Origin of the sequence: Streptomyces albipurpureus, assembly GCF_023701525.1 — a bacterium.
In the GTDB taxonomy this organism is placed as follows: Bacteria; Actinomycetota; Actinomycetes; order Streptomycetales; family Streptomycetaceae; genus Streptomyces; species Streptomyces albipurpureus.
In genome coordinates this window covers 121,253-147,182 of record NZ_JAMQAW010000012.1, presented here as the reverse complement: position 1 = coordinate 147,182, position 25,930 = coordinate 121,253, and the positions used below count along the sequence as shown (strand labels likewise).

Genomic DNA, 25,930 nt, shown 5'->3' with positions numbered 1-25,930 from the left:
CGGGGAATTGGCATTCTTAGGGATGCCTAACCTAAGCTCCGGTGTGGTGATCCGGGCCGGCCAGGCCGCTGCGACCAGGGAGTTCTTCCATGGATCAGGCGCCGGCGGGCCGGGTCGCCCCGGTGTTTTCCTGCCTGTTTACGGTCTGTCCCATACCCAGCGAATGTGCGCGCGGAAGTATTTCACCCATGCAGATGTATGTGCTCGCCCTCAATCCCACCGACTCGGTCACCGAGGGTTTCCTTCCCGCCGCACAACGGCTCGGCCTCGGCATCACCCTGCTGACGGACCAGCCGCAGGCGCACCGCGACCGCCACCCCGACATCGAGATACTGGAGTGCGATGTTCGCGATCATCACGCGATCATCACCCGGATCTCCGCGCACCACACCCCGGACGCGGTCTTCAGCAACAGCGACCACCTCCAGACCCAGACCGCACTGGCCGCCGAGTTCTTCGGCCTCCCCGGCAAGAGCTGGCCGAGCGCGCTGCGCACCAAGGACAAGGCCCAGATGCGGCGGCGGCTGGCCGCCGCCGGGGTCTGCACGGTCCGATCCATCGAACTGACCCCTGGCCAGGACCTCACCGATCCGACCGGGCTCGACGTCCCCTACCCCTGTGTGGTCAAACCGCGCGAAGGGGTGGCCAGCGAGGACGTGGTCCGCGTCGACGACTCCAGCGGGCTCATCCACCACACCACGGAGATCTGGTCCCGACGCCCCGGCGCCACGCTGGTGGCCGAGGAGTATCTGCCCGGTGAGCTCTACACCTTGGAGACCCTCGGGGACGGGGAGCGCCTCCATGTGCTCGGGGGCTTCCACACCGAACTCTCCCCGCTCCCTTACTTCATCGAGGAGCGCCTTTCCTTCGTCCCCGCCCACCCGAAACCGATCATCGACCAGGTGCTCGCGCAGCTGGTGACACTCGGCGTCGGCTTCGGTGCCTGCCACACCGAGTTCGTCGTCCATGAGGGGCGGGTCCGCCTGATCGAGGTCAACTACCGTGCCATCGGCGACCAGTGCGACCTCCTGCTCGCCGAACTCCTCGGCATTCCGCTGTTCGACCTCATACTCAGCACTCATCTCGGCCAACCGCTGCCCCGAGACCTTGCGGCGCGGACCGACGGGGCGGCCACCCTCGCCTACCCTTGCGCCGACCGCGCCGGCACCCTCACCGCCGCGCCCGGCCCGGCCGATATCGCCATCGGCGGCGTACAACTGACCTACCGTCCGACCCGCCGCACCGGCGAGCACCATGAGCTCCACCACACCAATCGCGACTTCCTCGGGATCGTCCGGGCCATCGGCACGGACCAGAAGGTCGTGGACCAGGCCGTGGACGACTTCCTCGCCCGGCAGAGCTGGGAGATCACCCCGTGACCGCGAGCAGCACGGACACCGACAGCGGGCTGTTGCTGCGGGTGCTCAGCACACTGCTGCGCGAAGACGTCGCCGGGCTGCGAACCCGCAGCACCACCGTGACCGCGGCGGACGGGATCTGGCTGCGGCTCGCCACGACCGAGCGAAACGCCGTCCTGCTGCCGGTCCATCACACCACCCCCGGCTTCCAGAGCAGGACCGAGGCCCGGCTGCCCCTCCTACGCTGTGAGCACGACGGCCGGGAACTGACCGGCGCCGACGACATACTCGCCGCGCTCGCCGTCCTCGCCGATCCTCGGGACCGTACCGGCTTTGACGCCTTCGCCGCCGAGATCCGGCAGGCCGCGACCGCACAGCGACTCCACGCCGCGTCCAAGGCCGCCATCGCGGCCACCCTCGCCGGCCACTACGGTGCTCATCCGGCCAGGGATTGGCGGGGTCTGCCCGCCTCCCTCGCCTATGACACCCTCGCCGCCCGCCTCGACCATCCGGTCTACCCGACCGGCCGGGGCCGTTCCGGGCTGACCGAATCCGAGCTGCGCGCCTACGCCCCCGAGTTCCACCCTCGCTTCCCCCTGCGCTGGCTCGCCCTGCCCCAGGAGAACGTCATCACCCAGGGCGCCCTCCCCGACCTCTTCCCCCACCCCTCGGCACTCGGTCTGCCCGCGGCCCTGGACCACTCCCATCGCTGTCTCCCCCTCCACCCCCGCACCGTCGGTGAGCCGCTGGAGAGGGCCCTGCACACCATGGGGCTCACCGACCGTGCCGTACTGGCGGCGCGCGCCGAGCTGGACGCCGTCCCCACCCTCTCCATGCGGACCGTCGCCCTCACCGGCGACCCCCGCACCCACCTCAAACTGCCCCTGGCGACGGCCACCCTGGGGCGGCTCAACCGGCGCACCATCAAACCCGGCACGCTCACCGACGGCGTTGCCGGACAGCGTCTGCTGGAGCGGGTGATAGCCCGCGAACCCCGCTTTCGGCACTCCATCCTCCACGCCGACGAGAGCCGGTTCGCCCACGCCGGTCATGAACTGATCGCCGTCCTCGTCCGTCGACTGCCGGCCGGACTCGACGACACCGCCGTCGTCCCCTTGGCCGCGCTCCTGGCCCCCGCCCCGGGCGGCGGACTCATCATCGGGGCACTCGCCGAGCACTTCTACCGCGGTGACACCCTCGCCCTGCTCGACGCCTTCCTCACCCTCCTGTTCGACTGGCAGACCACCCTCCTGGGCTATGGCATCGCCCTGGAATCCCACCAGCAGAACATCTCCCTCCTCCTCGACGCACCGCACGGCAAGACCCGGCTGCGGCTGCTGTTCAAGGACAACGACGGGCCGCGCATTCATACGGCCCGCCTCCGGGCGACCCTCGGCGAGGAGGGCAACGGCTTCGACGACCCCCGGATACACACGCACAGCGACACACCCATACTCGATCTGTTCACCACCATCACCGTTCATCTCTGCGCCGGGGCATACGCCTTCGGCCTCGCCCGCCACGGCTACGCACCACTGGAACGGCTGCTCACCCTGATACGTGATCGGCTCGACGAGGCCGCCGACCGGCTCGGCACCCGCCCGGGGCAACCCGGCGCCCTGCTCCGCAGCCATGTCCTGGACGCGGCGCACCTGCCCATCAAGGCAATGGTCACGGCGGGCACCCTGCTCGCCAAGGAAAGATCAGGGGCATCGGACATCAACAAGCACTACGGCACCGGGCCCAACTATCTGGCGCCAAGGAAGGTCCGGCCATGACCAGCACCACGCCCGACCGACCCACGGCACCGGCCGGACCGCCGGACGGGATGCCGACCGCAGACGAGGCCGTGGCCCACACCCTCCTCAACTGCCTCCTTCGGGAGGTCTCAGGACCCGAGCACCAGACCGCCGTCATCGACGGGCATCTGCTGCTGCGGCTACCACGTCGCGGGGTGCTGCTGCGAGTGGCGCTCCGCCGCACCTCACTGCTCGGCGCACACCGATTCACCGGTCCGGTCCACGCACAGTCCAAAGACCGATGGGCCGCACTCGACTGGCGGCAACTCGCCGAACACACCCACGGGGAACTCTCCCTGCGCACCGGCGCGCGCAATGAGGAGTTCATCGGCCAGGTAGCGGCCAGCCATCGGGCGGTCTCCACGGCTCTCGCCGCCCGTACCCCACCGCGGGCCGGCACCGACGACGACCCGCTGACCGTCTACCTGGCCTCCGAGCAGTCCCTTCTCCTCGGCCACCGCTTCCACCCCACCCCCAAGGCCCACGGCGGTGACCACAACGCCTGGGCCAGCTACGCCCCCGAAGCCGGCGCGTCCTTCCCCTTGCGGATGCTCGCCGTCCGGGCACCGCTGGTCGCCGAGGAATGCGCCGAGGCGGGCGCCGCCGCCCCACTGGATCGACTCCATCCGGTGCCGGACGGCTACCGACTGCTGCCCACCCACCCCTGGCAGTACGAAGAACTACGGACCCGGCCGGGGGTACGCGCCGCACTCGACCGAGGAGATCTCCTCGATCTGGGCCCTGGAAACCGGCATTTCACCCCCACGGCTTCCGTGCGGACCCTCTACGACGGCGACACCTTCCTGAAGTTCAGCCTCAACGTCCGCATCACCAACTGCGTACGCAAGAACTCCCACTACGAACTCTCCGGAGCGGTCGCGCTCACTCGGCTGCTCGGTCCGGCGCTTGAGGACCTGGCCGCGCGATTTCCGCGCACCGGGATGCTGCGCGAGCCCGCCTACCGCAGCATCGCGCTCCCCGACCCCAGCGGTCGCCCGGACATCTCGCTGCTCGAAGGCTTCGGCGTGATCGTGCGCGAGGGGCTCGGGCCACGGCTCCTCCCCGGCACCACACCCCTCCTCGCCGCCGCCGTCGCCGATGAGTACCGCTCGGGCCCCGCCCATGTCTCCCGCTGGGCCGGTAACGGCCCCACGGCCGCCCTCCACTGGTGGCGGGAGTACCTCGCGCTGCTCGTTCCGCCCGTGCTGGCCGCCTACTTCGACCACGGGCTCGTGCTCGAACCCCATCTGCAGAACGTCGTCCTCTGCGTCGACTCCGACGGCAGGCCCGCGCAGATCCTCTTCCGCGACCTGGAGGGCACCAAGCTCCTGCCCGAGCACCACAGCGGTTCCCTCGCGGCGCTGCCTCCCGAGGTCGCCGGGCCGATGACCTATGACGCCCGGCGCGGCTGGGACCGGGTGGTCTACTGCCTGCTGGTGAACCACATCGCCGAACTGCTCGCCGCACTCGCCGACCTCCACCCCCAGACCGAGGCGGCCCTGTGGGCCGAGGTCCGCCGAACCGTCGTCAGATACGCCGACGAGCACGGCTGCCCGCCCCGGTTGAGCGCCCTCCTCGCCGGCGTACCGCTACCCGCCAAAGCGAATCTGCTGGCCCGCTGGGAGCGTTCCGCCGACCGGGAGGCAGGCTATGTGCGGCTGCCGTCGCCGCTCGCTGAGGACGTCCTCTTCGAAGCGATCCGCGCCGACGCCGATTGGAGTACGCGATGACCGCCACACCTGCCGTACGCGCCCTCGTCCGCGACCTGCCCGCGAACGCGCTGCCCGCCTATCTCTACGACCTCGACGCACTGGGTGAGCACGCCTCGGCCGTACGCTCCGCACTCCCCCCGGGGGTGGAGATGTACTACGCCGCGAAGGCCAATCCCGAAGCACCCGTGCTGGCCGCGCTCGCACCCCATCTCGACGGCTTCGAGGTCTCCTCGGGCGGTGAACTGGCGCATGTACGGCAGACGGTGCCGGGCCTGCCGCTGGCCTTCGGTGGGCCGGGGAAGACCCCGGCGGAGCTGGAACTGGCCCTGCGGCTGGGCACCGAGCGCTTCCATGTGGAGAGCGCCCATGATGTGCGGATGCTGGCCGGCATCGCCGCCCGTACCGTCCCGGGGACGCGCGTCGCCGTCCTCCTCCGCTTCAATCTCGCCGTCGGCCAGGACCTGCTGGCGAACAGCGCCCTGGCCATGGGCGGCCGGCCCACCCCCTTCGGGATCGACCCGACCGAGGCCGACGACATGGTCCGCGCCGTCACCGACGACCACCCTCAGCTGCAGCTGCGCGGTGTCCACGCCCATCTGGCCAGCGGACTGACGGCGCCTCAACAGCTCGCCGTCGCGACGGCCGTAGTGGAGTGGTCGGCCCGGCTCATGACCCGGCACGGTCTACGCCTGAGCGAGGTCAACGTCGGTGGCGGGATGGCCGTCGACTACGCCCGCCCGGCCGAACGCTTTGACTGGAGCGCCTTCGGTAAGGGCCTCGCCGCCCTGCGGGAAGAGCATCAGGGGCTGATCGTGCGCATGGAACCAGGACGTGCCCTGACCGCGTACTGCGGCTGGTACGCCACCGAGGTGCTCGATGTGAAGCGCAGCCACGGCGAGGAGTTCGCCGTCCTGCGGGGCGGCACCCACCATCTGCGCACCCCCGCCACCAAGGGGCACGATCAGCCCTGCGAGGTGCTGACCACCGATGACTGGCCCCACCCCTGGCCGCGGCCCTCAGCCGGTGAGGGACCCGTCACCCTGGTCGGGCAGCTGTGCACGCCCAAGGACGTCCTCGCCCGCAAGGTGCCCGCCGCGGGGCTGCGGGCGGGGGACCGGGTGCTGTTCGAGATGGCGGGCGCGTACGCCTGGAACATCTCCCACCATGAGTTCCTGATGCATCCCCGGCCCGGCTTCCACTTCCTCGGGGCGGCCGCGGGCAGGGCGCGGACGCTCGATCACTGACGACACGACAGCAGAGCACCGGTGAAAGGGCGTTGCGCACCCCTATGTTGGAACGATCATGAGAGGGGTGGGGCCCGGAAGGAGCTGAGCCATGAAGCCGCAGCCCGGGGTGGCCCTCACCACGGCCATGGTGGCGCTGACGCTGACGACCGGGCTGGTCGAGGCCGTCAGCTTCCTGGCTCTAGGGCCGGTCTTCACGGCCGTACAGACCGGCAATCTACTCTTCCTCGGCTTCGCCGTCGCCGGTGAAGGCGGCTTCTCCACCGTGGCGTCGATGGTGTCACTGGCCGGGTTCGTGGTCGGCGCGCTACTCGGCGCACGGCTGGAGTCCGCGGTTGATCTGCGTGGCGGGCACTGGTTCCCCGTGGCGCTGGCCGTGGAGTCCGCCCTGCTCGCGATCGCGGGGGTGGTGGCCTGGGGGATGGGTCCGGTCGGCGGAACGCTGAGCGCGGTGCACGGTACGGTGACCGCGATCGTTGCCGTGGCGATGGGCCTGCGCAATGTCACCACCATGCGGGCCAAGGTCCCTGACCTGCCAACCACCGTGGCCACCCGCGCGTTGACGGCACTCCTCGCACCGTTGGCGCTGGACTCCCAGATCCCGGCCGGAGTGCGGAACCAGGGCCGCCGTGTCGCATCGGTGGGAGCCATGTTCCTCGGGGGTCTGCTGGGCGCCTGGTTGCTGCACCAGGGCGTCCAGGCCGCTGCCGTACTGTTGGCCGTGGCGGCGCTCGTGGTCACCACCGGCGCCGGTTACGAACTGGCCCGGCGGCGGGGCCGCCCGGCCAGTCAGGGGCTGCCCTAAGAGATCATTCCGGCCAGGGCGAGTCCAGGATCGTGGTCACGAAGTCCCCGCGCTCGAAACCCGGCTCGTAGTGTGCGAGGACATCCGCCTTCACATTCCCGAACGTGGTCTCCGGCTTGCCGCGGATTCCCTCGGTGAACGCCGCCAGGATCTGTCGCTTGAAGTCCGGACGGGGATGGAGAGCGACGATAGCGGCACGCTCCGTATCGGGGATCTCGTGATAGCCGATACCGAGCACATCGTATTCAACACCCGCTGTGACCAAAGCGACCTCCGGCTCCATGAACTCGGGAATGCCCGGTGTGGTGTGAAGGGCGATCGAGGTCCACACCCGGCGGATGCTGTCCTCGGGCACCTGACGGCTTTGGAGAAAGCGCCGGGCCTCGTCCGCGCCGTCCACTTCGAACCGCCTGCCACTGCCATGGAAGCGTTCCGAGAGACCTAGATCGTGGAACATGGCCCCGATGTAGAGCAGTTCCGGGTCAAAGGAGAGACCGCGGTTGCGGCCCTGTAGTCCGCCGAAGAAGTAGACCCGGCGGGAATGGTGATAGATCAGAGCGTCCGTGGTGTCCCGCACCAACTCGGTCGCCTCCCGGGCGAGCTCTGTGTCCGGGACCGGCACAGTCGAGTGCATGTCATCCGCCATGGCGTTCACAGCCTTTCCGCGTACGATCCCGGGTGAGCCTGCCCGGGAGGTGGGGTGGCGCGCCGTGTCCGACCCATTGCGGCCGGTGCTCGAATCCAGCTTCCGGGTCCGCGGGCCTATTTGCGAGCAGGACTCACGGATGGCCAGCGAGTTATCACGCTGTGTTCACCACGGTCAGGGTGAGGGCTCCGTGATAATTGGTGTGAGCGCGCCCGGAGGGGTTCCTGGGGGAAATGGTGACGGACATCACTTCCCCTCGGAGTGCACGGAATTGCCGCTTCGGACGTCTGTATAAGTACCAGGAAACGTCAACGGCCCGCATGCGTGGGTGTGTTCGCCTTATGGATATACGGCTGCTCGGATCGGGGACGTCCGACTGGCTGCCAGTATTTGCAATATGACGGAATGTGATGAGCTAACTACATCCACTCCACGTATTGCTCTCATGAGGCCACGCAGTGGCCCGGAACAGTCCCGTGTGGGCCAGGGAGAAACCATGAAACCGTTCGCGTGGAACTACGCACGTCCGGCAGAGCTGGCGCCCGTGATCGACCAGTACGCATATGACTCCACCCTTCAGCTGAACGTCCTTCCGGACGGTCGGCCCGCCATCATGGATCGGGTGTTGCTGGCGGCGGTCGGCACCACCACCTCCACCGCCGGCTCCGCCACTCACTTCGACGACTGACCGATCCCGCGATGACGGTGTTGATCCTGACCTGTGAGCAGGACGTGACGGCGGACATGGTGGTGGCGCAGCTGCACAAGCGCGGCGTGCCGCTGGTCCGGTTCGATCCCGGCGATCTACCCGGCGAGGGAGCCCTCTCCGCCGAGTACGTCCGGGGTGAGTTCCGCGGCTATCTGTCGATGGGCGGACGGGTGGTGAGCATGGATGGACTGCGGTCCGTCTGGGTGCGCAGGCCAAGCGAGCCGGCGGCGCACGCGCCCGAGCCGTCGGCCTGGCTCTCCGCCGAGAGCGGGCAGGCGCTGTACGGAATGCTGGAGTGCACCCAAGTCCCTTGGATGAACGATCCGTCAGCCGCTGCCAAGGCGCGTCTCAAGCCCTGGCAGCTGCGGCTCGCGCACCAGAGCGGGTTCCCCGTGCCCGCCACCGTCATCACCACCTATCCCCGGGTTGCCCGGCAGTTCGCCGATCAGTACCGGCATGTGGTGGTGAAGGTGGTGTCGGGCAAACCGCCCAGCGAGCCGCCGATGGCGCTGCCCACCACCCTGGTGCCGCCCGATGCCGACTTCTCCGATGTCGCGGCCGCGCCCACCCTGCTCCAGCGGTACATCGCCAAGACCGCCGACATCCGGCTCACGAGCGTCGGGAACGAGTCCTTCGCCGCGCGCAAGGTCGCTGAACCGGGGCAGGTGGATGGCCGGTACGGCGATACGGGGCACACCTGGCGGCCGGTCGATGTGCCCGGCCGGGTCGCGCGAGCCGTGGCCCAGTACCGCAAGTTCTCCGGACTCGCCTACGGCGCCTTTGACTTCGCCGAGGACTCCGAGGGGACCTGGTGGTTCCTGGAGTGCAACCAGGGCGGCCAGTTCGGCTTTGTCGAGTTGGAGACCGAGCAGCCGATCGCCGACGCGGTCGCCGCCTGGTTGAGCGCTCCTGGGGAGTAATCCCGCGGTGATGGGGGTGTGGGCCCGGGCCTCGCGCACATCGGCGGAGCAGGGCAGGCTGTGTCGCTGAGGGGCGGGGCCTCGTCCCTGGGGCAGGGTGGCCATCCTGACCCCCGCCCGCCTACCCGACCACGTCCGGGTCGCGGGCACGGTGCATCCACATTCTGCGAGAATTCTTCACTTTGTGTGAGCATCGTTTAGTCTGAGCGCCTTGCCGGGCCCGGAAGTTGGGGGGTGCCCGGCGTGAACCCAGAAGGATGCTCATGCTTCAGACCCGTACCATCGCCGTCGCCGCCGCAACCGCGTGCCTCGGCGGGCTCGTCCTGCTGCCCTCGACCGCACAGGCCGCCACGGGATCGGTCCACCTGTACAAGGTCTACTACGACAGCCCGGGCAAGGACACCCGGACCGCCGCCAGCCTCAACGGCGAGTGGGTGCAGATCCGCAACACCACCAAGTCAGCGGTGAGCTTGAAGGGTTGGATCCTGACCGACTCCTCGAACCACAAGTACGTCTTCGGCGCCTACACCCTGGGCAAGGGCAAGTCGGTGACCGTCCGCACGGGCAAGGGGACCAACACCACCACCAACCGGTACCAGGGCCGGGGTGCCTACGTCTGGAACAACGACAAGGACACGGCCACCCTGAAGAAGTCGTCGGGTGCGAAGGTCGACACCTGCTCGTACAACTCCACCAAGGTGGACTACAAGAACTGCTGATCCCTGGCTGAGGTGGTCGCCCGCCCGGTGAGGGCGGGTGACCACAGGCCCGAGGGCCATCAGCAGCAGCCGGAACCCGGCTCCGCCTCCCGGCGCCGGGCGCGCAGGCGCTGGAACTCACGCCGGGTCGGCGCCGGCACCAGTGGATGCCTCCTGCGGTGCCGTGCGCAGTGCCGCTCGTACGCCGTCTCCCCGGTCAGCTCCTGGAGATACCAGTGCACCGCGCCCAGCGCCCGCCGTACGGTGGCGAGCGCCGAGCCCTCCCGGGCACTCATTCGCGTACTCCGACCGGTTCCGGGGCGGGCACGTTCAGTTTGGAGGCGACATAGGGCGTCTCGGTGGTCGACGGGGGCGTGGGGGAGCGGAGGGTGCGGACGCAGACCACCGCCGCGTTGACGATGACGGCGGTCACCAGCACCACGAACAGAATGATCAGCACCCCGTCCACCGTGGAGTTGGTGACGATGGTGTGCATATCGTCCATGCTCTTGGCGGGTGGTAGGACGGTCCCCGCGTCGATGGCGTCCGAGTACCGGTCGCGCTGGGCGAAGAAGCCCACCCGGGGGTCGGGCGAGAAGACCTTCTGCCAGCTCGCGGTGAAGGTGACCGCCACCGTGAAGGCAAGGGGGGCGCCGGTCACCCAAGCCCAGCGGAACCGCCCGGACTTGATGAGTACGGTGGTGGCGACCGTGAGGGCCACGGCGGCCAGCAACTGGTTCGCGATGCCGAACAACGGGAAGAGCTGGTTGATCCCGCCGAGCGGGTCGGTGGCCCCGGCGTACAGGAAGTAGCCCCAGCCGGCCACGACCAGCGCGCTCGCCAGCCAGATCCCCGGCTTCCAGTGGACGCGGCCCAGCGGCTTCCACACATTGCCGAGCATGTCCTGGAGCATGAAGCGACCGACCCGGGTGCCCGCGTCGACGGTCGTCAGGATGAAGAGCGCCTCGAACATGATGGCGAAGTGATACCAGAACGCCTTCATCCCCTCGCCGCCGATGACATCCGAGAAGATCTGCGACATGCCGACCGCCAGCGTCGGCGCACCGCCCGTCCGTGCCACCAGGGTGCTCTCCTCAACCGCCTTGGCCGCCGCGGCCAGTTCCTCGGGCGAGATGGTGAACCCCAGATTGGCGACGGCCTGGGAGGCCGATTCGACGGTCGGGCCGAGGACTCCGGCCGGAGCGTTCATGGCGTAGTAGAGACCGGGGTCCAGCACGGCGGCGGCGATCAGGGCCATGATGGCGACGAAGGACTCCATCAGCATGGCGCCGTAGCCGATCATGCGGACCTGGGATTCCTTCTCGATCAGCTTAGGAGTCGTCCCGGAGGACACCAGCGAGTGGAAGCCGGAGAGGGCGCCGCAGGCGATGGTGATGAACAGGAAGGGGAAGAGGGAGCCCGCGAAGACCGGGCCGTCACCCGCGGACGCGAACTTGCTCACCGCCTCCGCCTGGAGCATCGGGGCCGCGACCACGACACCGACCGCGAGCAGGGCGATGGTGCCGATCTTCATGAACGTGGAGAGGTAGTCGCGGGGAGCGAGCAGCATCCACACCGGAAGAACCGAGGCGATGAATCCGTACACCACCAGACAGAACACCAGGGTGGTGGGGCTGAGGGTAAAGGTGTCGGCGAGGGAGGAGTTCTGGATCCAGCCGCCGCCCACGATCGCCAACAGCAGCAGGACGACACCGATCAGACTGGTCTCCAACACCCGGCCAGGCCGCAGGATATGCAGATAGAACCCCATGAACAGGGCGATCGGGATGGTCATCGCCACCGAGAACGTGCCCCAGGGCGAGTCGGCGAGCGCGTTGACCACGACCAGCGCGAGCACCGCCAGCAGAATGATCATGATCATGAAGACGGCGATCAGGGCGGCCGCGCCGCCGACCTTCCCGATCTCGTCGCGGGCCATCTGCCCCAGGCTCTTGCCGTTGCGCCGCATCGACAGGAACAGCACCACCATGTCCTGTACCGCCCCGGCGAAGATCACTCCGAAGACGATCCAGATGGTGCCCGGCAGATATCCCATCTGCACTGCCAGCACCGGTCCGACCAACGGCCCCGCCCCGGCGATCGCGGCGAAGTGATGCCCCAGCAGCACCCGTCGATCGGTGGGCTGGTAGTCGACTCCGTCCTCCAGCCGCTCTGCCGGTGTCGCCCGGCTGTCATCCGGACGGAGTACCCGGGTGACGATGAACCGGGAGTAGAAGCGGTAGGCGATGGCATACGACCCCAAGGCTGCGACGACCAGCCAGATGGCCGAGACCTCCTCACCGCGTGACAGGGCCAGCACGCCCCAGCAGACCGCGCCCAGAACGGCGATGGCCGTCCAGACGACGACCGAGGTTGGATTCGCCCGGGACAGGGGCGCGGATGACCGGGACACAGTGCTCCTTACGTTGGGGGGTGGCACTTCAGCACCGAGGGACCGGAGGGCCGCGCCGGGGGAAGTGGACGGCGCGGCGCCGGACGGAGGCGTCAGCTCATGAGCTCGGACGCCTCCGCGTCAACAGGTGGGCGACGAGCAGCACCAGGGTGCAACCGGGCACCCAGGCGAGCTGGTACCAGTAGAAGAACGGGACCCCCGCCAGTCGGGGTCGTTCCTGCGTGTACCACGGCACCCACAGCAGGGCGATGACCGGGACGATGAGGCACACCCCCGCCACGGTCCGACGGACCCTGCCCGGGCCGCCGTGCCGCGATGGGTGGACGCTTTCCGTCAAGGGTTCCTCCACCGTTGTCAGCCGTCCGTCCCTGTTTTCCGCCGGTCTGTGGAAGAGTTGCCGGTCCGACCGGTTTGGTTGACACGGAGCACACAAGAATTTGACCGTGGACTTGCTCACCCCTCGGGCCGGACGTGCTATTCGACAGCGACCGGACGACAACCCAGGCGCATCGCGCGCAGCGAACAGCACGGACGGTGAACGATGACCGAAGGTGCCGTGGCCGCGGCGTTCCTCGCCGTCATCGGCGCGGTGTCGCTGCTGGCGGCGGGGGCCCGCCGGTTCCACGCCCGCGACACGCTGCCCTCGCTGGAGGGTTGGGCGCTCGCCGACCGCAGTCTGGGCACCGGCTGGATGTGGCTGTTGCTCGGCGGAACCATCTTCACGGCCTACACCTTCACCGCCGTACCAGGACTCGCCTACGGCAATGGGGCACCCGCGTTCTTCGCCCTGCCCTACACCGTGATCGTCTGCCCCCTCGCCTTCGTTCTGCTGCCCAGACTCTGGTCCGTGGCACGGGAGCACGGCTACATCACCGTGGCCGACTTCGTGCGGGGCCGCTACGGCTCCCCGCTGCTCGCCCTGGTCGTCGCCCTCACCGGCATCCTCGCCACCATGCCGTATCTGGCGCTGCAACTCCTGGGCATCCGGGCGGTACTGAACGCCGGCGGAATGGATACATCCGACGCCCTGATGGTCGATCTTGTCATGATCGTGCTCTTCGCCGGACTCGCCATAGCCACCTACCGCCACGGACTGCGCGCCCCGACCGTCATTTCCGCCTTCAAGGGCGTTGCCGTCTTCGCCTCCGTGCTGGCCCTGGTCTGGCTGGTGCTCGACCGGCTCGGCGGACCTGGCACGGTGTTCACCACCGCCTCCGACCGGCTCAGTGCACACGGCGCGTCGGGGGCCTCCTTGCTGCTCGCCCCGGACCAGCAGCCCGCGTTCGCGAGCCTCGCCCTGGGGTCGGCACTCGCCCTGCTGATGTACCCCCATGTGCTCACCGCGGGCTTCGCCGCCGCCAGCCCCGCCAACCTGCGCCGCGTCTGTGTGGCCCTGCCCGCCTGGACCGCGGTCCTGGCGCTCTTCGGGCTCCTGGGGATAGCCGCCATAGCCGCCGGTGTGCGCACCCCCGAAGGCGGCTCGGAATCCGCTGTTCCCATGCTGGTCGACCGTCTGATGCCCGCTCCCCTCGCGGGGCTGGTCTTCGGCGCGATCACGGTGGGGGCCCTGGTACCGGCCGCGGTGATGTCGGTGGCCGCCGCGACGTCGTTCGTGCGGAATGTCTACGTTGAGTACGTCCATCCCACGGCGACCCCCAAGCGCCAGGTACGGATCGCCCAGGCCGTCTCGCTCGCCGCCAAGGTGGGCGCGATCGCCTTTGTCTTCGGGCTGCGCGACCAGGCGGCCATCAACCTGCAACTACTCGGGGGCGTATGGATACTCCAGATCTTCCCGGCCGTAGCCATCGGTCTCTACACCCGATGGCTGCACCATCGAGCACTGCTCATGGGGTGGGCGCTGGGGATGGGCTTCGGTACCGTCATGGTCGTACGCGAAGGCTTCTCGCCCGTCATACCGCTCGGCCCGAGCGGCCACACCGTTGAAATCTACGCCGGCCTCGCGGCTCTGCTCCTCAACCTGGTCGTCGCCGTGGCGGGTACCGTCCTGCTGCGATGGAGGGGCGCTCCGCAGGGTCCGGATGTCACCTCACTGTCCACATGGCCTTCTGCCCGGCCACGGCCCGAGACGGGAACGAGTTCCCCATGAGACGGACATCGCGCGCCCTCCGCATCCTGCTGCCCCCCGAACCCGCGCCGACGGTACCCCCGTCGGCCTCGGCTCCCGCCGCCGCACCCGCGCCGGTGGCCCCGTTCGGGCCGATCGCCCAGACCGACCCCGGTGGGCGGGCGGACGCTCTGGTGCCGGCCCAGCCGGGGGCTCCCCGCGAGGAGAGCGGCAACGCGGGCCCTGAGGACCGGGGTTCCACCGCACGGGCCCAGAACTCCTTCGCACAGAGCCGCGGTTCGACCGGTCAGGACAGCGACTCCCCGGGGCCAGGTGCTGACCCGGGGCCCCGGCCAGCGGGCTCCGTCGGCTCCGGGCGCCCCGCTTGTGGTGTCCAGCGACAGGGCGGCGCCGAAACGGAACGGGAAGCCGCGCTCGCTCGTCTCTTCGAACGGCACTACACCTCGATGCTCCGTCTGGCCGCCCTGCTGGGTGCTGATGATCCGGAGAACATCGTGGCCGAGGCCTACTACGAGATCTACCGCAAATGGCGGAAGCTGCGTGACGCCGACCGCGCGGAATCCTATCTCCGCTCGGTCGTCTGCAACCTCACCCGGATGCGGATACGCCATCTCCAGATCGTCCGCAAGCACGCCGAGACTCCCATGGCCGAACCGGTGGCGTCGGCTGAGTACACCGCTCTGCTCCATGACGACCAGCAGGCGCTGATCGTCGCCTTGCAGAAGCTGCCTCCCCGGCAGCGCGAGGCGCTCGTCCTGCGCCACTGGATGGGGCTCAAGGAGGGTGAGATAGCCAAGGCCATGGGGATTTCGGCCGGTTCGGTCAAGACGCACACAGCGCGCGGCATCGCCGCACTGACCCAGGTGATGGAGAACCGTCGATGAACGGCCAGGACACCGAGCCGGTGAACAGCCCCGGCACCGAAGAGCAACTGCGCGATGCCATGGCGGCGCTCGCGGGCCAGGTCCACCCCGCCCCCGACGCCTACTGCACGGCACGCGGTGAGTGGCAGCGCCGCGAGCGCAGACGGCGACTGGTGCTCACGCTCCTGGTCACCGTGGTCTTCACCCTCGCGACGCTCGCCGGGCTATGGGTGCTCAACTCCGCGCCTTCGGGCTCCGGGGGCATCTTCCACGACGAGCGTTCCCCGACACCGTCCCCGTCCGCACCGGTGGTACCGGGTGGTCCCGCGCCACCAGGTGCCGGTGCGCCGGGCCACTCCGACGCACGGCCGGCGAACTGACCCGGTCCACCGAACGGATGCGCCCTGTCCGCCCGCTGGCGTCCACCGCGGATCAGGCATCGGCCCCCACCGTGCTGTCATGCGGCTGCGGCCCCACGACCAGGCCACCGAGGTCATCGTCGGTGGCCGACGACGCCCGGAGAATCCGCTCCTCCCACGCCGGCGGCCAGATCGTCTCCCCGTCCCAGCGAATACCGACCAGAAGCAGTCCCGTCAGATCCACCGTATGGAGGTCTGCCGCTCGAAAGTCCGTGCCCGCCTCCTTCACCGAGGCCACCGCGCTGAGCAGGGACAGAGCCTCCCGATGCGCCAGATCCAGATCGTCGGCGAGGTCCTGAGCCACTTCCAGGGCACCCAGCCAGGAGACACCGCCGTCCGACAGATGGGGAATCAGCTCGGTATCCAGCAGTACGCGGGAGTTGCGGGCCTCCGCCACCAACCGGGCCGCGCGGACGGCCAGTTGCTGCTCCACCGCCTCCAGATAGTCGTACCCGGCCGGTGCGGGAGACAGCTGTGAGCTCTTGGGCAGGGTCAACACCTGGCCCATGTCCTCACTCACCCTGGTGAGTATCGCGGGAAGCCCCACCGGCAGGGACTCGGCCTCCAGATGGACGATCAGTTCCTGTATCTCCTCCAACGCATGGCGGATCAGTTCATCCAGATCCCGCGGCCAGTAGGCGTGTGCGATACGCAGCGCCTGCTCCCGGTATTTGAGCCGAATGGTCGCCGGACGCCGCATTAACGTTCCGCCGCTTCGTGCGGCCACCCCCGGCGCCGCCCGCTTCCTGCGAATGACATCCTCCTTCAGCTGTCGGGCGGTCCGTCGTACGACGGCGTCCCGGGTCTGCCGGTGCGCGGCGGCCAGCAAGAGCCCCAGCGCCCGATCGGGATCGACCGGCTCCGGCGGGCCGCCCTGGCCCATCACGGAGTCGTACACCAGGGTTCCAAGCCGCCGGTGTGCCTGAGCCAGCAGGGTGTCGAGACGGTCGAACCCGCCGTCCTGATCCATCACTCCACCTCTCGTGCTTGGCCGCCGCCCGGCCCCTCCAGGCCCAGTCGTGCCTTGAGCGTCGCCCGCGCCCGGGCGAGGTTCTGCCGTACCGCCTCCGGGGTGATGCCCATGGCCTCAGCGCTCTCCTGCGAGGTGAACCCGTCCAGGTTCCAGGCCAACGCGGCCCTTTGTTTCGCCGGCAGCTTGAGAAGCAGTTCCACCACCTGCCGTTCCTCCGTGCCCAACTCCGCCGCGTGCGCGGGGGTCTGCCAGTGCACGGCGTGGATGTCGGGAACATCCGCGCACGGCTCCTCCTGTCGCACCTGCTGCCGTAACCAGGACCGCCAGGCCACTGTTCGCAGCCAGGCCTTCGGATAGGTGATCCGTGTCCCGGGGCGGCACATCTGGGTGAAGGCGTCCTGCGCCGCGTCTTGAGCCTCGTTCCATGATGCTCCGTTGAGCAGGAGAAAGCGCACCAACCCCGGATACTCGGCGTGATGTAGCTCCTCCGCAAGGTCCCGGCCACTCACCGGGGGAAAGGCAGCCTCCGGGGCCTCGCTCACCCGGAGCTCCGCGCTGGGAGCGTCCTCCATCACGATCTACCCCTCGGCTCCGCTGAGCCCGTTGAACACTGGTACACCGCGTTCTCGGGGCCTTGCGCGTACGGCGGCCCGTTCCGTTCGATGAGCGGCCTCACCGGCATGGTGTGTTTCCGTCCACGGCGGGACGTCCCTGCCCCAGCCCCATCGGCATGAGCCGCGGCGTCCACCGCCAGCGTCCCGAAAAACCGTTCTCACCGCGTCCTCCTGACCCACAGTCAATGCCACCGTGCGGCACCGTGGCCCTCTAGTGCACAGGGGCGCCGAGAGTGTGACATCGCCCCGGTGAGAGACCTGTGCCCGTGGTCATGGCCCATCAGGCCGCCCAGGCAACCGGTCCAGTGCCGCCCTCAGGAAGGCGACCGTCAGCTCGGCCCGGCGATCCAGCCACTCCGGCGACGCGGGAGCCGGGGTGCCGTAGCGGCGGGACCTGATGTCATCCACCACCTCGATCGGTGCGTCGAGCTCCCCGACGAGCACCTCGATGGCCTCAGCCTTGGTGATCAGGCCACCGGACCGCAGGGTCACTGTCGCTCGCGCCAGCGCCAGCATCCCGAAGTCGACCCAGCCGTCCTGGAGCCACAGACGCGGCTTCTCCAACACCGCGCGCCACGGTCCGTTCATCTCCCCGATGAGGAAATCGACCAACTCGCCCTCCGTCACCGGCGCGAGGAGATCGGCTGGTTGCAGACCGTGCAGCACGACCCCGAACTCATACAGTTCCCTTCGGGTCACCTCGGTCACCGGCCGGTGGAAGAGCTCCTGATGGGCCCAGGTCAGATGCTCACCCTTCACATCGGCAAGCTCATCGGCCAGCGGATAACTGCAGTGCAGCTTGGCCGCGAGCGGAAACTCCGCTATCAGACGGCGGTGGAACGCGGCGAGCTGCTGCCATTCCTCGGGTGAACAGGCCCGATCGATGACGGCGATGAGATCGATGTCGCTGCGCCCGGGCTGGTAGTCGCCGCCACCGAGCGAGCCATGGGCCCAGATCGCGATGGGTGACACCAGAGGGCGCACTTCGGCGACGAATCCAAGGAGCAGCCTTCGGGTGGACGGATCGTGGTCGGCCATAACACCAACCGTATCCACACCAGAGCGGAGCGGGGGCGGGCTGAGACCATCACGCGGGGGAGGAACGGATCCGTGGCCGGGGACCGCCAAGGCTGCCTCAACAGATGTCCGTCCGCTACCCCCTCTCCAGCCGTCAGCAGTCGTGTCCGCCCTCGCCCTCCCCGCGGCGCGACGCCTTGGTGGACGGCATCGCGCGACCCCACCCGACCGGATCGGGCACAGGATGCCGGGTCCCCGGGCCCTGTCCCTTCTAACGTGAACTTCCAGAAGGGAAGGAAGCCGAAGTGCTGAAACCACTGAACGAGGCGTTGGAGTACATCGAGGAGCACCTCGCCGGTCCGATCGATGTGACGGAACTGGCCCGGATCGCTCGGACGTCGGAGTACCACCTCCGGCGTATGTTCTCCGCACTCGCCGGGATGGGACTGGCCGAGTACATCAGGCGTCGGCGGCTGACCATCGCCGCCACCGAGGTGATCGCCGGCGAGCGGTCACTGCTCGACGTCGCCGTACGCCATGGCTATGGATCGGGTGAGGCGTTCGCCCGTGCGTTCCGAGCCATGCACGGCATCGGCCCGAGCGAAGCACGCCGGACGGGTGCGCCCCTGTGCGCCCAGCCGCGGATGTCCTTCCGGTTGATCGTCGAGGGGAGTAGCGCCATGCGCTATCGGATCGTGCACAAGGACGCTTTCAACGTGGTGGGGAAGAAGGCCCGCCTCCCACTGGTTCACGAGGGGATGAACACGGAACTGGTCGCCTTTGTCCGAGGAATCGCGCCGGAGACCGTCCAGCGCATCGCGGAGCTTTCCGACCAGGAGCCGAGCGGTATCGCCGGTGTCAGTGATGATCTTGATGTCAGTCGCGGTGAGGGGACCGAGTTCGACTACTACCACGCCGTCATCACCTCGGCTGACGCCCCCGCCGGTCTTGACCAGTTGTGCGTGTCGGCGGGGGTCTGGGCGGTCTTTGACAGCTCCGGGTCCTTTCCGCTGACGCTTCAGTACCTCTGGCGGGATGTCTTCACCCAGTGGTTTCCCTCCCATCCCTATCGGAGCCGACGTGGACCTGAGATCGTGCTGACCCAACTCAGGGCGGGCGGGACCGAAGCGGACTCGGAGCTTTGGATTCCGGTTGAGTTGGAGCCCTCGGTCCCTGAGCGGGTGCCAGACCGTCCGTGATGATCCCCAAAGGCCCTGACGCCGAGGGAGTGACGGCCTGCGATCGGCCCGTTCGGGAAGGCCGCGCAATAGCTTGGGCACCACCTGTGGATTCCTTAGGCTTGGTGGTGTGTATGGGCAGTTGGGAGAACTTGAAGACGCGGTGATGACGCGTGTGTGGCGATGGAATCGACCCGTAACCGTCCGGGAGGTCCTCGGGGATCTCCAACGGGAACGTTCCATCGCCTATACGACCGTCATGACGGTGATGGACAAGGTGCATCAGAAGGGCTGGCTCCGCAGGGAGCTCGACGGTCGGGCCTTTCGATACAGCCCGGTCGGCACCAGGGCTGACTATGCTGCGGCGCTGATGCGTGCGGCATGGGCCAGGAGCGATTGCCCGCAGGCAGCACTGGTCTCCTTTGTGGCCATGATGACCCCGGGGCAGCGAACGGCATTCGATGAAGCACTGCGCACCATTCAAGCGGGCGGGCAGCTCAATGGCGAAAAATGAGTATCAAACCCCTGAGTAGAGGTGCTTCCTGGCAAGGCCGAAATGAATCGCTTATGAGAGGGTCCCGCCAGCCACTCACGGCGGAGTGCGGGAGAAATCACGGCCTATCGCATAATGGATCACGCTCAGACCGGTGAATACTGGCCTTGCCGCGATTGTGGATACACCCACACCCATGCTGGATAAGAGCCTCAATCGCTGTTTCATCGCCCCTTTGGCGAGTGGAATCAGCCAGCCGTGGCCATGAGTGCGCCAGATCCGACCGTCGTTGCCACCTCCGGCGGCCATCGTGGCGCGAGGCGAACCTTCGCGGCGTTCCACTCCCTCGTCCACCATGCGGTAGAGCCCTCCGGTCTCCATGGGCCCGTCCTCGCGTGAGATACGTCGGCGACGCCGAGCACTTCGCCTTTCGCATGGCGGAGGCCGCCCGGCTCGCGGGCTTCGATCGGACCGCGCTTCAGCCCTTCCCTCAGCCCGGCCTGGACGATCAGGAGGGTGCCGTCCTCGATCAGGACGTCGTCTGGGTCATGGGGGCCTCGGTGGCCGATCTCCCGGCCGGGTGGCGCGTCCAGGGCCTGGACGGAGTCTTCCGCCGAGCCTGGCGGGCAGGCGTGGTGCTCAGCGGTGTCAGTGCCGGATCGATCTGCCTGAGGCGCCCGGCTGGCCTCGCGGTGCCCGCCCAGCCGACGCCGACTGCGCACCGCCCGTGCCGCCGATCATGGCCCGGAGACCAGGACGACCAGCTTGCCGGCCCGCCGGCCCTGTTCCAGATCCTGATGGGCATCCCTGATCTGATCGAGCCGATAGACGTGCACCGGGCCGAGGGACAGTCTCCCGGCCCCGATCCGGTCCAGACACCGCTGGAGCACCTCGGCCGGGAGGTCCCCCGCCTCACCGGCGTAGGCGGTCAGTCGTACGCCCCTGGGAAGATAGTCGATCGGGTAGAAGTCCTGGACCGTCCAGTGGTTCGACAGCATCCCGGTGAAGCAGACGGTGCCATGGACTCGGGTGGCGCCGAGGGTGTCCGGGAGCGTCGGTGTCCCCACCAGTTCGAGCGCGGTGTCCACGCCTTCGGGAACGATCGCCCGGACCTTCGCAGCAACGGCTCCATCATCGACCAGCGGATGGTCCACGCCATGGTCGGCGAGTGCCGTGACGCGGTCGGGATTGCGGGTGGTGGCCAACACGGTCGCCCCCATGTCCTTGGCCAGTGCGGTCGCGGCCAGGCCCAGGGCCGAGGTGCCACCTCGGATCAGCAGCGACTGCCCGGCCTGGAGATCGAGTCCGGTGGTGAGGGAGCCATAGGCGGTTTGCAGTGTCTCGGGCACCGCACCGATCGTCTCCCAGGGCACATCGGAGTGGAAGGGGATCACCTGGGAGCGGGGCACCACCGTGTACTCGGCGTACCCCCCGTCGAAGGTGCGGCCCATACCGCCCATCATGGTCACGACCTGCTGTCCGGGCGTCAGTACTCCGTCGGGGTCCGCGTCCACGATTCCTGCGGCCTCGATGCCGAGTACCCGGGGAAAGGTGACTCCCCGCGCCAGTCCGAGTCGGGTGTGCAGCTCGGACCGATTCAAACCGAACGACTTCACGGCGATCCGTACCCAGCCGGGGGAGGGATCGGGTACGGGCAGCACCCGGAGTTGAAGGTGATCCACCGTCCCGGGTTCGTCGAGCACCACAGCCCGCATCGTCTTCTCCATCGCGATCTCCCTCGGCCATCACTCCCGCTGACGGAGCCATCGTCACCCAGGGCACTCGCGCGGCACGGGAAGGCCGAGCGGAACGGGCGCGCCGCGGGCGCGCCCAGACGGCGGAGGCAGTCCTGATCATGGACTAGCGGCAACACGCCGCTCTCCCGCGCACCTGTTCGCCCGGGCGGGTTTGCGGCTGCGTGAAACCTTCGCATATGCGATCGTGGCCTTTTCGGGTGGCGCATCGATCGACACACCCGACCATGTCTCGATGGGCGTGCTTCGCTGAAGGGAAGACTCAGCAAAGCCCTGGAACATTTGTGCCCCCATCCCATGCCTCATGGTGTTTGGGCAGATCACGCACGTGTTTCTCGCCGTACCGGCCGTATCGCGGCCCACGGGGCCTCACCCAGGCGTAGGTCATCTTGCCGACGTACTGCAACCGGACGCATCCTGGGAGTGGGGCGACGGTCAGGGGATGGCATGGCCGATGACAGCAGTGGGACGACCGGGACCGACAGCAGGCGTCCGTACGGGAGCCATGGAGCAGGCGACGGCAGCGACCGCGAATCCGAGGGCGTCACGAAGGAGACGGACTTCGAGCACCTGCGTACCACCGAGTACGGCTATCTCGACGAAACCCGACACGTCTATCTCGACTACACCGGCTCGGGGCTACCCGCGCGCCGCCAACTGCGGATCCAAGCCGCCCGGCTTACCCAGGGCGTATACGGCAATCCGCACTCCGACAGCCCGGCATCCGCCGGCACCACCACCCTGGTCGAGGAGGCGAGACGCAGAGTACTGGACTTCGTCGATGCCGACCCCACCGAGTACACGGCCGTCTTCACGGCCAATGCCACCGCCGCGTGCCGACTCGTCGGCGAGGGCTATCCCTTCCATCCGCGCCGTGCGCGACTGCTCCTCACACTCGACAACCACAACTCTGTCAACGGCCTCCGGGAGTTCGCGCGATCGCGGGGGGCTCGGACCACCTACCTCCCCCTGACCGAAACTGATTTGCGGGTCTCAGACGCCGTTGTGACCCGAGCCCTCCGCGCTCGCCGCGGTGGACGAGGGTTGTTCGCCTTTCCCGCGCAGAGCAACTTCAGCGGGGTGCAACATCCACTGGAGTGGATACCGTATGCGCAACGACACGGCTGGCACGTCCTCCTCGATGCCGCCGCCTTCGCCCCCTCCAACCCACTGCGGCTGAGTCGCTGGCCCGCCGACTTCACCGTACTGAGCTGGTACAAGGTCTTCGGCTATCCCACCGGCGTGGGCTGCCTCATCGCCCGTAGGAGCGCGCTGGCGCTGCTGCGTCGGCCCTGGTTCTCGGGCGGTACCATCCAGGTCGTCAGCGCACAGGGGCAGTGGCACCGGCTCGCGGACGGGGCCCCAGCCTTCGAGGACGGCACCGTTGACTTCCATGCGATACCCGAGGTCTCCACCGGTCTCGACTGGGTCGAGTCCGTCGGCCTCGATGCCGTCCATGACCATGTCGCGGGCCTCACCGACCGACTCCTCGGTGGGCTGCTCGGTCTGCACCACAGCGACGGCACCGCGCTGATCCGGCTCTACGGCCCCCACACCACACAACGTCGGGGTGGCACCGTCGCGCTCAATGTCCTGGATGCAAACGGTGAAGTGGTCGACGAGAGGATCATCGCCCGGGACAGTGCGGCAGCGGGCATCTCGCTGCGTACCGGTTGCTTCTGCAACCCAGGCGCCGGAGAAGCCGCCTTTGCGATCGGCACCAAGGCCCTGCGCCGCACCGGTCGCAACGAGGGCACCACCATCGATGAGTACCTCACCCAACTGGGGCTGCCATCGGCCGGCGCGATCAGGGTGTCCCTGGGACTTCCCTCCAGCGCGTCAGACGTGGATGCGCTACTGAGCTTCCTGACCAGCGCCTACCGCGATCGCGTCCCTTCAGCGGAAGGCCTCGCCCCCCGGCTGACCTGCTGACGCCTGCTGACCAGAGGCCGACGGACGGTCGGACAGCGCCGGTTGAGCAACCAACCGGCAACCAGTACGAAGAAGACCGAGAATCCGACCAGGATGAGCCAGCGAGTCCAGGGCGCGTGAGCGAAGCTGTCCCCGTACGAGGCGAGCAGCGGGGGTCCGAGCGGTGACGCGCCCCGAGCCCAGAGTCCTTCCAGGTCCGCGCCCGCCCCCAGTGCCTCGAACGCCCATCGGTTGGTCATGGCGACGCTGAGCCACTGGCCCGCCCCGGCCATCAGCGGTACCGGCACAAAAGCACCCGAGAACAGCACCTGAGGGAAACACAACAGCGGCAGCATCAGCGCCGCCTGCCCCGGGTCCGACACAGCGGCCGAGGTCAACAATCCCAGGGTGAGTCCGGCGGCCGATGCCAGGGCGGTGGTGACGAAGAGCGATCCGTACACATCGAGGCCGGCGTCCGGCAGCCGGTCCCCTGCCCGCAGTACCAGCAGGAGCAGCGCGTCAGCCAGGGCGAGGACCGGAAGAAGCAAGGTCACCTTGGACGCCAGGTAGGGCCCGAGTCGCAAGGTGGTCAGGCGCTCCCGACGGACCACGCCCAGTTCCCCGCAGATCTGCAGCAGTCCATAGGCGAGACCGAAGAAGAACGCACCGAAGGCGATCCAGAACAGCACCATCGCCGTGGACGAGGGACTCGGCAGGCCGGGATCGAAGACCCCGGGACGGAAGAGCAGGGCGAACATCGCCACGATCATCAGCGGCGAGCCCACCATGATGGCCGCGGAGAGTCGATCGCGCACCAGAAGCTCCCCGCCACGTCGGGTGAGCAACAGCCACTGCCCCACAGCGCCCGGACCGAGGCGGGACCGTCCAGCCTGCTTGCCCCGCTCCGCTCCCTCGCGCTGCGAGGCATCGGTCTCTCGTGGTGCGGGGCCTTCGACCGATGTGGCGCTGGGGTGGCCAGCGGTCGCGGGGGTGGCGGAAACCATGGGGGTGGTGGCGGAGGAGGGGCCATCGGGATCAGCTGGGGGAGTCGTGGCAGGGAGCTCAGCCGGTTCGGTGGAGTTGACGGCCACCGCCGCGTACACCTCGGTGAAGGTCCTCGCGTCGAAGCGCCGCAGCATCTGGTCCGGTGTACCGGAGCCGGCGAACTCGCCGTCGGGGGTGAGGAAGGCCACGAGATCGCAGCGGGCGAGATCGGCGGGGGAGTGGGTGGTCAGTACGACGGTGACACCGGTGGCGGCCAGTTCGCCGAGTGTGTCCATGAGCCGCTCGCCGGTGGCCGGGTCGAGCCCTGAGGTCGGCTCGTCCAGGAAGAGCACCCGTGGGCGGGTGAGCAGTTCAACCGCGATACCGGCGCGCTTCCGCTCGCCCCCGCTGAGCGTCGCCACGCTCTGATCGGCGCGATCGGCCAGCCCCAACTCCAGCAGCACCCCCTCGACGATCCGGGGGTCCGCGCCCCGCAGTCGTGCCGCGTACTCCAGACTCCGGCGCAGCCCCAGTCCGCGGTGGACGATGTCGTCCTGGGGGACGAATCCCGAGGGGATCGCGGCCCGGGCGGGTTCCTGGCCGTCGTGCCGGACCAGCCCGGTCGAGGGGAGGCGTAACCCGGCGAGGAGTTCCAGCAGGAGCGACTTGCCCGCGCCGCTGCCGCCGGCGATTCCCGTGAGCTGCCGCGGCGCGATGTCGAGCGTCACATCGCGGAGTGCTTCCCTGCCACCCCGCACCCGCAGCCCGGCACCGGTCACGTGGATGCGCGCCCCGTCGGGCGCTTGTCCGGTCTGTGTCATTCGTTCAACTCCAGCCACCTGGTCCGCCGCTACCCCAGTGCGCGGGATAGCGCCGTACGACGTCACAGCACTGCCCAGTCGGCGCACCGGGCACACCTGGGAGCACGCTCCCGGCTTCCGGTTGGGTCGTTGACTTCGTCGCTGCCGCGATGGTGTCTTCGCGGCCCCGACTCGGCTGCTGTTTGGTGGTAACTCTGCTCCCACGAGGACGCCTTGAGACCCATCGGCAGGCGTGCCGGTGGTATCGGGCACTCCTGGAACTGGGGAGATGACCTTTCGCGGCACTTTCCGTGTGGGTATGCCCGACCCAAAAGAGTGGTCCGAGTGTCCACACCGGCGGCCGGCTGTCACCCGGACGGGGAAGCCCCGGCTCCCTCCCCGCCCATGACCGCCCCGCGGTTTGCGGCCCTATGGTCCACCGGGGTCGGGTGGGCGGTGTCGCGAGGGGCCGTCGCCGGCCAACTCCGGCTGATGGAAGGGCCGATGAGTGATCCCAAACGCCCCCGAAAATTG

At 68.6% G+C, this 25,930-nt stretch carries 24 protein-coding genes and 1 pseudogene; 15 read left to right on the top strand and 10 right to left on the bottom strand.

Features of this window, described 5'->3' with window-relative positions; genetic code table 11:
* Positions 1 to 188 precede the first annotated feature (188 nt).
* The 5 genes from NBG84_RS16380 to NBG84_RS16360 all read left to right on the top strand — a co-directional run bounded on the left by NBG84_RS16380 (position 189) and on the right by NBG84_RS16360 (position 6,918).
* On the top strand, positions 189 to 1,379 hold the full coding sequence (locus NBG84_RS16380; RefSeq protein ID WP_250920188.1) for an ATP-grasp domain-containing protein: 1,191 nt from the start codon (positions 189 to 191) through the stop codon (positions 1,377 to 1,379).
* Positions 1,376 to 3,136 carry an IucA/IucC family protein gene (locus NBG84_RS16375; protein WP_250920187.1) on the top strand — a complete coding sequence of 587 codons (1,761 nt, stop codon included), beginning with the start codon at positions 1,376 to 1,378 and terminating at the stop codon, positions 3,134 to 3,136. Before NBG84_RS16380 ends, NBG84_RS16375 begins: the two co-directional genes overlap by 4 nt.
* On the top strand, positions 3,133 to 4,887 hold the full coding sequence (locus NBG84_RS16370) for an IucA/IucC family protein (protein ID WP_250920186.1): 1,755 nt from the start codon (positions 3,133 to 3,135) through the stop codon (positions 4,885 to 4,887). The genes NBG84_RS16375 and NBG84_RS16370 overlap by 4 nt, the downstream gene beginning before the upstream one ends.
* Positions 4,884 to 6,113: a type III PLP-dependent enzyme gene (locus NBG84_RS16365; RefSeq protein WP_250920185.1), complete on the top strand. Its 1,230-nt coding sequence runs from the start codon at positions 4,884 to 4,886 to the stop codon at positions 6,111 to 6,113. Before NBG84_RS16370 ends, NBG84_RS16365 begins: the two co-directional genes overlap by 4 nt.
* Positions 6,114 to 6,204: 91 nt before the next feature.
* Positions 6,205 to 6,918: a YoaK family protein gene (locus NBG84_RS16360; RefSeq protein WP_250920184.1), complete on the top strand. Its 714-nt coding sequence runs from the start codon at positions 6,205 to 6,207 to the stop codon at positions 6,916 to 6,918.
* A gap of 4 nt (positions 6,919 to 6,922) precedes the next feature.
* On the opposite strand, the gene NBG84_RS16355 is transcribed toward NBG84_RS16360, so the two are convergent.
* On the bottom strand, positions 6,923 to 7,552 hold the full coding sequence (locus NBG84_RS16355; RefSeq protein WP_425608645.1) for an HD domain-containing protein: 630 nt from the start codon (positions 7,550 to 7,552) through the stop codon (positions 6,923 to 6,925).
* Positions 7,553 to 8,060: 508 nt separating this feature from the next.
* Between NBG84_RS16355 and tgmA the strand changes: the two genes are divergently transcribed.
* The 3 genes from tgmA to NBG84_RS16340 all read left to right on the top strand — a co-directional run bounded on the left by tgmA (position 8,061) and on the right by NBG84_RS16340 (position 9,912).
* Positions 8,061 to 8,252: a putative ATP-grasp-modified RiPP gene (gene tgmA / locus NBG84_RS16350; RefSeq protein ID WP_250920182.1), complete on the top strand. Its 192-nt coding sequence runs from the start codon at positions 8,061 to 8,063 to the stop codon at positions 8,250 to 8,252.
* A gap of 11 nt (positions 8,253 to 8,263) precedes the next feature.
* Complete coding sequence (gene tgmB / locus NBG84_RS16345; protein WP_250920181.1) at positions 8,264 to 9,193, top strand: ATP-grasp ribosomal peptide maturase; 930 nt, start codon at positions 8,264 to 8,266, stop codon at positions 9,191 to 9,193.
* Positions 9,194 to 9,456: 263 nt separating this feature from the next.
* Entirely contained in the window at positions 9,457 to 9,912 is a 456-nt protein-coding gene (locus NBG84_RS16340; protein WP_250920180.1) for a lamin tail domain-containing protein, read from the top strand.
* Positions 9,913 to 9,971: 59 nt separating this feature from the next.
* On the opposite strand, the gene NBG84_RS16335 is transcribed toward NBG84_RS16340, so the two are convergent.
* From NBG84_RS16335 to NBG84_RS16325, 3 genes are all read right to left on the bottom strand, one after another.
* Positions 9,972 to 10,187: a CstA-like transporter-associated (seleno)protein gene (locus NBG84_RS16335; RefSeq protein ID WP_250920179.1), complete on the bottom strand. Its 216-nt coding sequence runs from the start codon at positions 10,185 to 10,187 to the stop codon at positions 9,972 to 9,974.
* Positions 10,184 to 12,304 carry a carbon starvation CstA family protein gene (locus tag NBG84_RS16330; RefSeq protein WP_250920178.1) on the bottom strand — a complete coding sequence of 707 codons (2,121 nt, stop codon included), beginning with the start codon at positions 12,302 to 12,304 and terminating at the stop codon, positions 10,184 to 10,186. Before NBG84_RS16330 ends, NBG84_RS16335 begins: the two co-directional genes overlap by 4 nt.
* A gap of 97 nt (positions 12,305 to 12,401) precedes the next feature.
* Positions 12,402 to 12,641 carry a DUF3311 domain-containing protein gene (locus NBG84_RS16325; RefSeq protein WP_285366860.1) on the bottom strand — a complete coding sequence of 80 codons (240 nt, stop codon included), beginning with the start codon at positions 12,639 to 12,641 and terminating at the stop codon, positions 12,402 to 12,404.
* Positions 12,642 to 12,845: 204 nt separating this feature from the next.
* Here NBG84_RS16325 and NBG84_RS16320 point away from each other — a divergent pair, with 204 nt between their 5' ends.
* The 3 genes from NBG84_RS16320 (at position 12,846) to NBG84_RS16310 (ending at position 15,633) form a co-directional block, all read left to right on the top strand.
* Positions 12,846 to 14,411 (top strand): sodium:solute symporter family protein, encoded by a 1,566-nt coding sequence (locus tag NBG84_RS16320; protein ID WP_250920177.1) that lies wholly within the window; start codon positions 12,846 to 12,848, stop codon positions 14,409 to 14,411.
* A 152-nt stretch (positions 14,412 to 14,563) separates the two neighbouring features.
* Positions 14,564 to 15,274, top strand: coding sequence for an RNA polymerase sigma factor (locus tag NBG84_RS16315; protein ID WP_425608648.1), 711 nt, complete (start codon positions 14,564 to 14,566; stop codon positions 15,272 to 15,274).
* On the top strand, positions 15,271 to 15,633 hold the full coding sequence (locus NBG84_RS16310) for a hypothetical protein (protein ID WP_250920176.1): 363 nt from the start codon (positions 15,271 to 15,273) through the stop codon (positions 15,631 to 15,633). The genes NBG84_RS16315 and NBG84_RS16310 overlap by 4 nt, the downstream gene beginning before the upstream one ends.
* A gap of 52 nt (positions 15,634 to 15,685) precedes the next feature.
* Here the strand turns inward: NBG84_RS16310 and NBG84_RS16305 are convergent, their stop codons facing one another.
* The 3 genes from NBG84_RS16305 to NBG84_RS16295 form a co-directional block, all read right to left on the bottom strand.
* Positions 15,686 to 16,642: a hypothetical protein gene (locus NBG84_RS16305; protein ID WP_250920175.1), complete on the bottom strand. Its 957-nt coding sequence runs from the start codon at positions 16,640 to 16,642 to the stop codon at positions 15,686 to 15,688.
* Positions 16,642 to 17,217 (bottom strand): RNA polymerase sigma factor, encoded by a 576-nt coding sequence (locus tag NBG84_RS16300; protein WP_250920291.1) that lies wholly within the window; start codon positions 17,215 to 17,217, stop codon positions 16,642 to 16,644. The genes NBG84_RS16305 and NBG84_RS16300 overlap by 1 nt, the downstream gene beginning before the upstream one ends.
* 312 nt (positions 17,218 to 17,529) lie before the next feature.
* Entirely contained in the window at positions 17,530 to 18,297 is a 768-nt protein-coding gene (locus tag NBG84_RS16295) for a nucleotidyltransferase (protein WP_250920174.1), read from the bottom strand.
* 284 nt (positions 18,298 to 18,581) lie between these two features.
* Between NBG84_RS16295 and NBG84_RS16290 the strand changes: the two genes are divergently transcribed.
* Positions 18,582 to 19,475 (top strand): AraC family transcriptional regulator, encoded by an 894-nt coding sequence (locus NBG84_RS16290; RefSeq protein WP_250920173.1) that lies wholly within the window; start codon positions 18,582 to 18,584, stop codon positions 19,473 to 19,475.
* Positions 19,476 to 19,584: 109 nt separating this feature from the next.
* Positions 19,585 to 19,968, top strand: a complete 384-nt coding sequence (locus tag NBG84_RS16285; protein WP_250920172.1) for a BlaI/MecI/CopY family transcriptional regulator — start codon at positions 19,585 to 19,587, stop codon at positions 19,966 to 19,968.
* Between the two features lie 75 nt (positions 19,969 to 20,043).
* Here NBG84_RS16285 and NBG84_RS16280 read toward each other — a convergent pair whose 3' ends face one another.
* Entirely contained in the window at positions 20,044 to 20,328 is a 285-nt protein-coding gene (locus tag NBG84_RS16280; RefSeq protein ID WP_250920171.1) for a hypothetical protein, read from the bottom strand.
* Here NBG84_RS16280 and NBG84_RS16275 point away from each other — a divergent pair.
* Positions 20,212 to 20,615 (top strand): annotated as a pseudogene (locus NBG84_RS16275) (Type 1 glutamine amidotransferase-like domain-containing protein); the annotation flags it as partial. The gene NBG84_RS16280 and the pseudogene NBG84_RS16275 sit on opposite strands and share 117 nt — an antisense overlap.
* Positions 20,616 to 20,684: 69 nt before the next feature.
* On the opposite strand, the gene NBG84_RS16270 reads toward NBG84_RS16275, so the two are convergent.
* Positions 20,685 to 21,674 (bottom strand): zinc-binding dehydrogenase, encoded by a 990-nt coding sequence (locus NBG84_RS16270; protein ID WP_250920170.1) that lies wholly within the window; start codon positions 21,672 to 21,674, stop codon positions 20,685 to 20,687.
* 474 nt (positions 21,675 to 22,148) lie between these two features.
* Here NBG84_RS16270 and NBG84_RS16265 point away from each other — a divergent pair, with 474 nt between their 5' ends.
* Entirely contained in the window at positions 22,149 to 23,633 is a 1,485-nt protein-coding gene (locus tag NBG84_RS16265; protein ID WP_250920169.1) for an aminotransferase class V-fold PLP-dependent enzyme, read from the top strand.
* On the opposite strand, the gene NBG84_RS16260 is transcribed toward NBG84_RS16265, so the two are convergent.
* Positions 23,579 to 25,417, bottom strand: a complete 1,839-nt coding sequence (locus NBG84_RS16260; protein ID WP_250920168.1) for an ATP-binding cassette domain-containing protein — start codon at positions 25,415 to 25,417, stop codon at positions 23,579 to 23,581. The genes NBG84_RS16265 and NBG84_RS16260 overlap by 55 nt on opposite strands.
* Between the last annotated feature and the right edge of the window lie 513 nt (positions 25,418 to 25,930).

What these genes read in the sequence shown, in the direction of transcription:
- NBG84_RS16380 (WP_250920188.1), top strand. Translation starts at nt 189, where the DNA reads ATGCAGATGTATGTGCTCGCCCTCAATCCCACCGACTCGGTCACCGAG.
- NBG84_RS16370 (WP_250920186.1), top strand. Translation starts at nt 3,133, where the DNA reads ATGACCAGCACCACGCCCGACCGACCCACGGCACCGGCCGGACCGCCG.
- NBG84_RS16365 (WP_250920185.1), top strand. Translation starts at nt 4,884, where the DNA reads ATGACCGCCACACCTGCCGTACGCGCCCTCGTCCGCGACCTGCCCGCG.
- NBG84_RS16360 (WP_250920184.1), top strand. Translation starts at nt 6,205, where the DNA reads ATGAAGCCGCAGCCCGGGGTGGCCCTCACCACGGCCATGGTGGCGCTG.
- NBG84_RS16355 (WP_425608645.1), bottom strand. Translation starts at nt 7,552, where the DNA reads ATGCACTCGACTGTGCCGGTCCCGGACACAGAGCTCGCCCGGGAGGCG.
- tgmA (WP_250920182.1), top strand. Translation starts at nt 8,061, where the DNA reads ATGAAACCGTTCGCGTGGAACTACGCACGTCCGGCAGAGCTGGCGCCC.
- tgmB (WP_250920181.1), top strand. Translation starts at nt 8,264, where the DNA reads ATGACGGTGTTGATCCTGACCTGTGAGCAGGACGTGACGGCGGACATG.
- NBG84_RS16340 (WP_250920180.1), top strand. Translation starts at nt 9,457, where the DNA reads ATGCTTCAGACCCGTACCATCGCCGTCGCCGCCGCAACCGCGTGCCTC.
- NBG84_RS16335 (WP_250920179.1), bottom strand. Translation starts at nt 10,187, where the DNA reads ATGAGTGCCCGGGAGGGCTCGGCGCTCGCCACCGTACGGCGGGCGCTG.
- NBG84_RS16320 (WP_250920177.1), top strand. Translation starts at nt 12,846, where the DNA reads ATGACCGAAGGTGCCGTGGCCGCGGCGTTCCTCGCCGTCATCGGCGCG.
- NBG84_RS16310 (WP_250920176.1), top strand. Translation starts at nt 15,271, where the DNA reads ATGAACGGCCAGGACACCGAGCCGGTGAACAGCCCCGGCACCGAAGAG.
- NBG84_RS16305 (WP_250920175.1), bottom strand. Translation starts at nt 16,642, where the DNA reads ATGGATCAGGACGGCGGGTTCGACCGTCTCGACACCCTGCTGGCTCAG.
- NBG84_RS16300 (WP_250920291.1), bottom strand. Translation starts at nt 17,217, where the DNA reads ATGGAGGACGCTCCCAGCGCGGAGCTCCGGGTGAGCGAGGCCCCGGAG.
- NBG84_RS16295 (WP_250920174.1), bottom strand. Translation starts at nt 18,297, where the DNA reads ATGGCCGACCACGATCCGTCCACCCGAAGGCTGCTCCTTGGATTCGTC.
- NBG84_RS16280 (WP_250920171.1), bottom strand. Translation starts at nt 20,328, where the DNA reads ATGGAGACCGGAGGGCTCTACCGCATGGTGGACGAGGGAGTGGAACGC.
- NBG84_RS16270 (WP_250920170.1), bottom strand. Translation starts at nt 21,674, where the DNA reads ATGGAGAAGACGATGCGGGCTGTGGTGCTCGACGAACCCGGGACGGTG.
- NBG84_RS16265 (WP_250920169.1), top strand. Translation starts at nt 22,149, where the DNA reads ATGGCCGATGACAGCAGTGGGACGACCGGGACCGACAGCAGGCGTCCG.
- NBG84_RS16260 (WP_250920168.1), bottom strand. Translation starts at nt 25,417, where the DNA reads ATGACACAGACCGGACAAGCGCCCGACGGGGCGCGCATCCACGTGACC.